We start from the raw sequence: 7785 nt of genomic DNA, 5'->3' as shown, positions 1-7785 counted from the left end.
GTGTCGAAGGCAGGACCCTTAAGCCCTGGCACACCGAGCGCTTTCGTCAGTGAACCGGCAGGTGACGACCGGTAACCCCCGTCCCGACCGCACAGCGCCCCAGCCCTCGGCAACACCCGGCTCGGTGTCACCGCAACGGAGACGGAGAGAACGAGGCGCCCCGCGGACCGGTTGCTGTGGTCCGCGGGGCGCCTCGGGGTGTGGTCAGTCCTTGATCTCGCAGATCGCCGCGCCCGACGTGATCGACGCGCCGACCTCCGCCGACAGGCCCTTGATCGTGCCGGACCGGTGCGCGTTGAGCGGCTGCTCCATCTTCATGGCCTCCAGGACGACGACGAGGTCGCCGTCCTTGACCTCCTGGCCCTCCTCGACCGCGATCTTGACGATCGTGCCCTGCATCGGGGACGCGAGGGTGTCGCCGGAAGCCACCGGGCCGGACTTCTTGGCCGCCCGGCGCTTGGGCTTGGCGCCCGCCGCGAGGCCGGTGCGGGCCAGGGACATGCCGAGGGAGGAGGGCAGGGAGACCTCCAGGCGCTTGCCGCCGACCTCGACGACGATCGTCTCGCGGTCCGCGTCGTCCTCGGCCTCGGTCTCGGCCGGGGCGGCGAAGGGCTTGATGTCGTTGACGAACTCGGTCTCGATCCAGCGCGTGTGGACCGTGAACGGGTCGCTGGAGCCGGTCAGTTCGGGGGCGAACGCCGGGTCCTTGACGACCACGCGGTGGAACGGGATGGCCGTGGCCATGCCCTCGACCTGGAACTCCTCCAGGGCACGCGCGGCACGCTGCAGCGCCTGCTCGCGGGTGGCGCCGGTGACGATCAGCTTGGCCAGCAGGGAGTCCCACGCCGGGCCGATGACCGAGCCGGACTCGACGCCCGCGTCCAGGCGCACGCCCGGACCGGACGGCCCCTCGAACTTGGTGACGGTGCCCGGGGCCGGGAGGAAGTTACGGCCCGGGTCCTCGCCGTTGATGCGGAACTCGAAGGAGTGGCCGCGCAGTTCCGGGTCGCCGTAGCCCAGTTCCTCGCCGTCGGCGATGCGGAACATCTCGCGCACCAGGTCGATGCCGGCGACCTCCTCGGTCACCGGGTGCTCGACCTGGAGACGGGTGTTGACCTCCAGGAAGGAGATCGTGCCGTCCTGGCCGACCAGGAACTCGCAGGTGCCGGCGCCCTCGTAGGCGGCCTCCTTGAGGATGGCCTTGGAGGCGCGGTACAGCTCGGCGACCTGCTCGTCGGAGAGGAAGGGCGCGGGGGCCTCCTCGACCAGCTTCTGGTGGCGGCGCTGGAGGGAGCAGTCACGGGTGGAGACGACGACCACGTTGCCGTGCTTGTCGGCCAGGCACTGGGTCTCCACGTGCCGGGGGCGGTCCAGGTAGCGCTCGACGAAGCACTCGCCGCGGCCGAAGGCGGCCACCGCCTCGCGCACCGCGGAGTCGTACAGCTCGGGGACCTCTTCGAGGGTGCGGGCGACCTTCAGGCCGCGGCCGCCGCCGCCGAACGCCGCCTTGATGGCGATGGGCAGGCCGTGCTCCTCGGCGAAGGCCACGACCTCGTCGGCACCGGAGACCGGGTCCGGGGTGCCGGCCACCAGGGGCGCGCCGGCGCGCTGGGCGATGTGCCGGGCCGCCACCTTGTCGCCCAGGTCGCGGATGGCCTGCGGCGGCGGGCCGATCCAGATCAGACCCGCGTCCAGGACCGCCTGCGCGAACTCGGCGTTCTCGGAGAGGAAGCCGTATCCGGGATGGATGGCGTCCGCGCCCGACTCACGCGCGGCGCCCAGGACCTTCTCGATGTCCAGGTAGCTGGTGGCCGGGGTGTCACCGCCCAGGGCGAACGCCTCATCCGCGGCGCGGACATGCAGAGCGTCCCGGTCCGGGTCGGCGTACACGGCCACGCTCGCGATACCGGCATCCCGGCAGGCCCGGGCAACGCGGACAGCGATTTCGCCACGGTTGGCGATGAGCACCTTGCGCACGATTGAGGCTCCCTCCTTGAAACAAGCCGAGTTTAGGGACTGCCGACACGGCTCTTCGACCCGTCCCCTGTGGTGAGCTTCCCCACACGGAGCGTGATGCCAGCTTGCACGACACGCGAAATCCCTTGTCGCACCTCGGTACGCAGGGCTCCTCCCGGAAACCCTAGCCCTCCGCTGTGGCCAAGGTCTCTGTGAGAGCGTGCTGCGGACCACTCCGAATCTTTGTGGAGTCCCTACGAATGGCCCAATGATTCTTTGCCCGCGGCCGAACCCTTGTCCCGCGGTTTACCCGTTAGTAGCGTTCGCGCTGTATTGAACGTACTTCGGGTAACAAGAGCACGGCTCGAAAGTGGGTGGGGCCCGGTGATACGCAGGCCGGTGGCGTGGGTCGTGGCGTTCGTCCTCCTCGTGGAGGCGTTCGGCGTGGCGATGCTCAACTGGATCATGGGCAATCTCGTCGACGCCCAGAACATGTCGCTGGCCGGGCTGGACCCGGACGCGATGTCGATGTCCTCGAAGATCGGCGGGGTCGTCTTCGGCCTCTACTTCGCGCTGTGCGCACTGGTCGCCCTGCTGGTGGCGGTGCGCGACCGGCAGCCCGCCGGGCTCGGGCGTGTCCTGCTCATCAGCGTTGCCGTGGTGCACGGCCTGCTGGCCGCGGTCGCCTGGGCGCTGATCGGCCGGCCGCAGTTCCTCTTCATGGTCGTGATGCTCGGGCTGATCGTGCTGATGCTCGTGACCTACGACGGACGGCCGGGGCCGGTGGCGCAGGAGCCGCACGACACGAAGGGGCCGGGCGGCTCCGAGGGCGCCGGGGAGCCGGAGGCCCCGCAGGAGGCCGACGGCCCGCCGCTCACGCCTCCGCCGGCGCCCACAACTCCGTGATGCCCACGCCCAGATCGGCCAGCAGCCGGCGCAGCAGCGGCAGGCTGAGGCCGATCACATTGCCGTGGTCGCCGTCGATGCCCTCGATGAACGGGGCCGAACGGCCGTCCAGGGTGAACGCCCCGGCGACGTAGAGCGGTTCGCCCGAGGCGACGTACGCGGCGATCTCCTCGTCGGTCGGCTCGCCGAAGCGGACCACCGTGGAGGCGACAGCCGAGACGTACCGGCCGCTCGTCGTGTCGTAGACGCAGTGGCCGGTCTGCAGGGTGCCCGCGCGGCCGCGCATGGCCTTCCAGCGGGCCGTGGCCTCCTCGGCGTCGGCCGGCTTGCCGAGGGCCTCGCCGTCCAGGTCGAGCACCGAGTCGCAGCCGATCACCAGCGCACCCTTGAGCTCGGGCTTCGCGGCCACGACGGAGGCCTTGGCCTCGGCGAGGGCGAGGGCCAGTTCGGCGGGGGTGGGGGCGGTGACGGCGTCCTCGTCGACCCCGCTCACGAGTACCTCGGGAGTGAGGCCGGCCTGGCGCAGCAGGCCCAGCCGGGCGGGGGACTGGGAGGCGAGCACGAGTCGGCGGCGCGGCTGATCGGTCATGCGGTCAGCGTAGTCCGATCAGCGGAGCCCGATCACGATCATCGCGAGCACCATGGCCAGGGCCAGGAAGATGCTCAGTCGCCGAAGCATGTCCTGCATGTCGCGCAGTTCCTTCGGCGGTTCGTTCTCGGGGTCGGACCACAGCATGCCTCCAGCGTGCGGCCAGACCGGGCCGGGCGCCTGAGTACGGGTACTCAAATCGGCGCCCCCGCTCCCCGCGCCCCCGGGCAGGTCCGGTCAGCCGGGCCAGCAGGAGCGAGCCCAGGCCGTCGGACCCGGCTGAGGCAGGCGGCGGCCCGCGATCCTCGACGGGTCGGACCAGGCGGCCTTCGGCTCCTCCGCGCCGGACGGCTCCGTCGCCGCCGCGGCGCGGGCCCGGACCACCGCCAGGGCGGCGGCGAGCTCCTCCGGGGTCGGGTTTCCCCGTACGACCTTGATGTTCATGACGGCTCCCGGCAGGGCTAGAGGGGGATGTTGCCGTGCTTCTTCGGAGGCAGGGACTCGCGCTTGGTGCGCAGCTGGCGCAGGCCCCTGACCACGTGCCGGCGGGTGTCCGACGGCATGATCACGGAGTCGATGTACCCGCGCTCGGCCGCGATGTAGGGGTTGAGGAGGGCGTCCTCGTACTCCTGGATCAGCCGGGCGCGCACCGCCTCCAGGTCCTCCCCGTTCGCCTCCGCCTCCGCGATCGTGCGACGGTGCAGGATGTTGACCGCGCCCTGGGCGCCCATGACGGCGATCTGGGCGGTGGGCCAGGCGAGGTTGAGGTCCGCGCCGAGGTGCTTGGAGCCCATGACGTCGTAGGCACCGCCGAAGGCCTTGCGGGTGATGACGGTGATGAGCGGGACCGTCGCCTCCGCGTAGGCGTAGATCAGCTTGGCGCCGCGGCGGATGATGCCGTCGTGTTCCTGGTCGACGCCGGGCAGGAAGCCCGGCACGTCCACGAAGGTGATCACCGGGATGTTGAAGGCGTCGCAGGTGCGGACGAAGCGGGCCGCCTTCTCGGAGGCGGTGATGTCGAGACAGCCGGCGAACTGCATCGGCTGGTTGGCGACGATCCCGACCGGGTGGCCCTCGACCCGGCCGTAGCCGGTGAGGATGTTCGGCGCGAACAGCGGCTGCGTCTCGAAGAACTCGGCGTCGTCCAGGATGTGCTCGATCACCGTGTGCATGTCGTACGGCTGGTTCGCGCTGTCCGGGACGAGGGTGTCCAGCTCGCGGTCCTCGTCGGTGATCGCGAGGTCCGCCTCCTCCGGGTAGACCGGCGGCTCGGACAGGTTGTTGGACGGCAGGTACGACAGCAGCTGCTTGACGTACTCGACGGCGTCCTTCTCGTCCCCGGCCATGTGGTGGGCCACGCCGGACACCGAGTTGTGGGTGCGGGCGCCGCCCAGCTCCTCGAAGCCGACGTCCTCGCCGGTGACCGTCTTGATGACGTCCGGGCCGGTGATGAACATGTGCGAGGTCTGGTCGACCATGACCGTGAAGTCGGTGATCGCGGGGGAGTACACCGCGCCGCCCGCGCAGGGGCCGACGACCAGGCTGATCTGCGGGATGACACCGCTCGCGTGGGTGTTGCGGCGGAAGATCTCGCCGTACGCGCCCAGCGAGGCCACGCCCTCCTGGATGCGGGCGCCGCCGGAGTCGTTGATGCCGATGACCGGGCAGCCGGTCTTCAGCGCGAAGTCCATCACCTTGACGATCTTCTGGCCGTAGACCTCGCCCAGCGCACCGCCGAACACGGTGAAGTCCTGGGAGAACACGGCGACGGGGCGGCCGTCGACCGTGCCGTACCCGGTGACGACCCCGTCGCCGTAGGGGCGGTTCGTCTCGAGCCCGAAGTTGGTGGAGCGGTGCCGGGCGAACTCGTCCAGCTCGACGAAGGAGCCCTCGTCGAGGAGCAGGTCGATGCGCTCACGGGCCGTCAACTTGCCCTTGGCGTGCTGTTTCTCGACGGCGCGTGCGGAGCCGGCGTGCGTCGCCTCCTGGATGCGGCGCTGGAGATCCGCGAGCTTGCCCGCGGTGGTGTGGATGTCGATCTCTTCCGGCTCGGACATCGGTCTCGCGGCTCCCTGCCTGCTCAAAAGGGGGGACGGTTACTCATCCGTAGAGTAGTGGTGCCCCTACGAATCAGCAGTGCGGCGTTTCACACACCTAGGGTGGCTTGCATGACGCCGCGAGATGTTTCAGGAGACGAGAGCCGTTGGTCGGACCTCGACCGGCCGCCCCTCAACGCCGCCGCGCTGCGCCGCGGGCTGGTCCGTGAGGGCGGGCTGTGGTCCGGGATCGAGGTGGTGTCCGGCACCGGCTCCACCAACTCCGACCTGGTCGCCCGTGCCGCAGCGGGCGAGGCGGCCGAGGGCGCGATCCTCGTCGCCGAGGAGCAGAGCGCCGGGCGCGGCCGCCTGGACCGCCGGTGGAGCGCGCCGCCCCGCTCCGGCCTGTTCTTCTCGGTGCTGCTGACCCCCACCGACGTGCCCGTGGCGCGCTGGGGCTGGCTCCCGCTGCTCACCGGGGTCGCGGTGGCGACCGGCCTGTCCCGCAGCGCGGGCGTGGACACCGCCCTCAAGTGGCCCAACGACCTCCTGGTGACCGTGGGCGGCGAGGAACGCAAGGCCGGCGGGATCCTCGCCGAACGGGCCGGCGAGCACGGGGTCGTCATGGGCGTCGGCATCAACGTCACCCTCAGGGAGGACGAGCTGCCCGTGCCCACCGCGGGTTCACTGGCGCTGGCCGGAGCGGTGAGCACGGACCGCGACCCCCTGCTGCGGGCCGTCCTGCGGTCCCTGGAGGAGTGGTACGACCGCTGGCGGGCGGCGGCCGGCGACCCGACGGTGAGCGCACTCCAGGAGACGTATGCGGCGGGGTGCGCCACGCTGGGAAGAAGGGTCCGGGCCGAGCTGCCGGGAGACCGCTCACTGGTGGGGGAGGCGGTGGCGGTGGACGGCGACGGCCGCCTGGTGATCGCGACGGAGGAGGGTGTGCAGGAGCCGGTCGGGGCGGGAGACATCGTGCACCTGCGACCGGCGTGACGACCCGGAACCGGCCCGGGAGAGCAGGCCCCCCTTCTCGGCGCCCACGGGAGTGAGCTGGCGCACACCTGCCGTACAGTTGAGGCCGGTCGATACCTGACCGTGACAGATCGGAAGGGCAGCAGGCGTGACCGCAGACGACACGGGCTCCGGCGCGGACGCGACCCCGCACCCGCTCGCCGTGCGTCTCGAACAGCTCATCCTCGGTGCCGAGCGGCGCTACACCCCCTTTCAGGCGGCCCGCACCGCCGGTGTCTCCATGGAGCTGGCCACCCGTTTCTGGCGGGCGATGGGCTTCGCCGACGTCGGCCAGGCCAAGGCGTTCACCGAGGCCGACGTCCTCGCGCTGCGCCGGCTCGCCGGTCTCGTCGAGGCGGGGCTGCTGAGCGAGGCCATGGCCGTACAGGTGGCGCGGTCCACCGGGCAGACCACCGCCCGGCTCGCCGAGTGGCAGATCGACTCCTTCCTGGAGGGCCTGACCGAGCCCCCGGAACCGGGCATGACCCGCACCGAGGTGACGTACCCGATCATCGAGCTGCTCCTGCCCGAGCTGGAGGAGTTCCTCGTCTACGTCTGGCGCCGCCAGCTCGCCGCCTCGGCGGGCCGGGTCGTGCAGGCCGCCGACGACGAGGAGATGGTCGACCGGCGGCTGTGCGTGGGCTTCGCGGACCTCGTCGGGTTCACGCGGCTGACCCGCCGGATGGAGGAGGAGGAGCTCGGCGAACTCGTCGAGGCCTTCGAGACCACCGCCGCGGACCTCGTGGCGGCGCGCGGCGGGCGGCTCATCAAGACCCTCGGCGACGAGGTGCTGTACGCGGCCGACGACGCGGCCGTGGCCGCCGAGATCGCGCTGCGGCTGATCGAGACCATGGCCAACGACGAGACCATGCCCGAGCTGCGCGTCGGCATCGCCTTCGGCACGGTCACCACCCGCATGGGCGATGTCTTCGGCACGACGGTGAACCTCGCCTCCCGGCTGACCTCGATAGCTCCCCGCGACGCCGTCCTCGTCGACAGCGCGTTCGCCGAGGAGCTGATCCGCCACGGCGAGGCGCCGGCCTCCGAGGCCGAGGCGGCCGAGGCCGCGGCCACCGCCGAGAAGGAGGGCGAGGAACCGCCGACGTACCGCTTCGCGCTCCAGCCGATGTGGCAGCGGCCGGTCCGCGGACTCGGCGTCGTCGAACCCTGGCTGCTGAGCCGCAGGGACCTGCCGCCCGCCTAGGGCGCAACACGTCCTAGCCGCCCTGCTGCACGCACAGCCCGATGATCGGCACGCACAGGCCCGGCGCGGGCCGGGTCGAC

8 protein-coding genes are annotated in these 7785 nt (G+C 71.4%); 3 read left to right on the top strand and 5 right to left on the bottom strand.

Annotation, left to right across the window (positions count from 1 at the left end; all coding sequences use genetic code 11):
• Nucleotides 1-204 precede the first annotated feature (204 nt).
• Nucleotides 205-1977 (bottom strand): biotin carboxylase N-terminal domain-containing protein, encoded by a 1773-nt coding sequence (locus tag EHS43_RS31540; protein WP_125194099.1) that lies wholly within the window; start codon nucleotides 1975-1977, stop codon nucleotides 205-207.
• Between the two features lie 378 nt (nucleotides 1978-2355).
• Between EHS43_RS31540 and EHS43_RS31535 the strand changes: the two genes are divergently transcribed.
• Entirely contained in the window at nucleotides 2356-2862 is a 507-nt protein-coding gene (locus tag EHS43_RS31535; protein ID WP_125194098.1) for a hypothetical protein, read from the top strand.
• On the opposite strand, the gene EHS43_RS31530 is transcribed toward EHS43_RS31535, so the two are convergent.
• The 4 genes from EHS43_RS31530 to EHS43_RS31515 all read right to left on the bottom strand — a co-directional run bounded on the left by EHS43_RS31530 (nucleotide 2831) and on the right by EHS43_RS31515 (nucleotide 5508).
• On the bottom strand, nucleotides 2831-3451 hold the full coding sequence (locus EHS43_RS31530; RefSeq protein ID WP_125194097.1) for a nucleoside triphosphate pyrophosphatase: 621 nt from the start codon (nucleotides 3449-3451) through the stop codon (nucleotides 2831-2833). The genes EHS43_RS31535 and EHS43_RS31530 overlap by 32 nt on opposite strands.
• An 18-nt stretch (nucleotides 3452-3469) precedes the next feature.
• Complete coding sequence (gene mmpB, locus EHS43_RS48215) at nucleotides 3470-3598, bottom strand: morphogenic membrane protein MmpB (protein WP_107405694.1); 129 nt, start codon at nucleotides 3596-3598, stop codon at nucleotides 3470-3472.
• Between the two features lie 90 nt (nucleotides 3599-3688).
• Nucleotides 3689-3895: an acyl-CoA carboxylase subunit epsilon gene (locus EHS43_RS31520; protein WP_125194096.1), complete on the bottom strand. Its 207-nt coding sequence runs from the start codon at nucleotides 3893-3895 to the stop codon at nucleotides 3689-3691.
• A gap of 17 nt (nucleotides 3896-3912) precedes the next feature.
• Entirely contained in the window at nucleotides 3913-5508 is a 1596-nt protein-coding gene (locus EHS43_RS31515; RefSeq protein WP_125194095.1) for an acyl-CoA carboxylase subunit beta, read from the bottom strand.
• A 111-nt stretch (nucleotides 5509-5619) separates the two neighbouring features.
• Here EHS43_RS31515 and EHS43_RS31510 point away from each other — a divergent pair, with 111 nt between their 5' ends.
• Nucleotides 5620-6483, top strand: a complete 864-nt coding sequence (locus EHS43_RS31510) for a biotin--[acetyl-CoA-carboxylase] ligase (RefSeq protein WP_125194094.1) — start codon at nucleotides 5620-5622, stop codon at nucleotides 6481-6483.
• Between the two features lie 127 nt (nucleotides 6484-6610).
• Nucleotides 6611-7705 carry an adenylate/guanylate cyclase domain-containing protein gene (locus tag EHS43_RS31505; protein WP_125194093.1) on the top strand — a complete coding sequence of 365 codons (1095 nt, stop codon included), beginning with the start codon at nucleotides 6611-6613 and terminating at the stop codon, nucleotides 7703-7705.
• Nucleotides 7706-7785 lie beyond the last annotated feature (80 nt).

Origin of the sequence: Streptomyces sp. RP5T, from assembly GCF_003933965.1 — a bacterium.
GTDB lineage: Bacteria > Actinomycetota > Actinomycetes > Streptomycetales > Streptomycetaceae > Streptomyces.
This window is presented reverse-complemented; position numbering and strand designations above follow the sequence as displayed.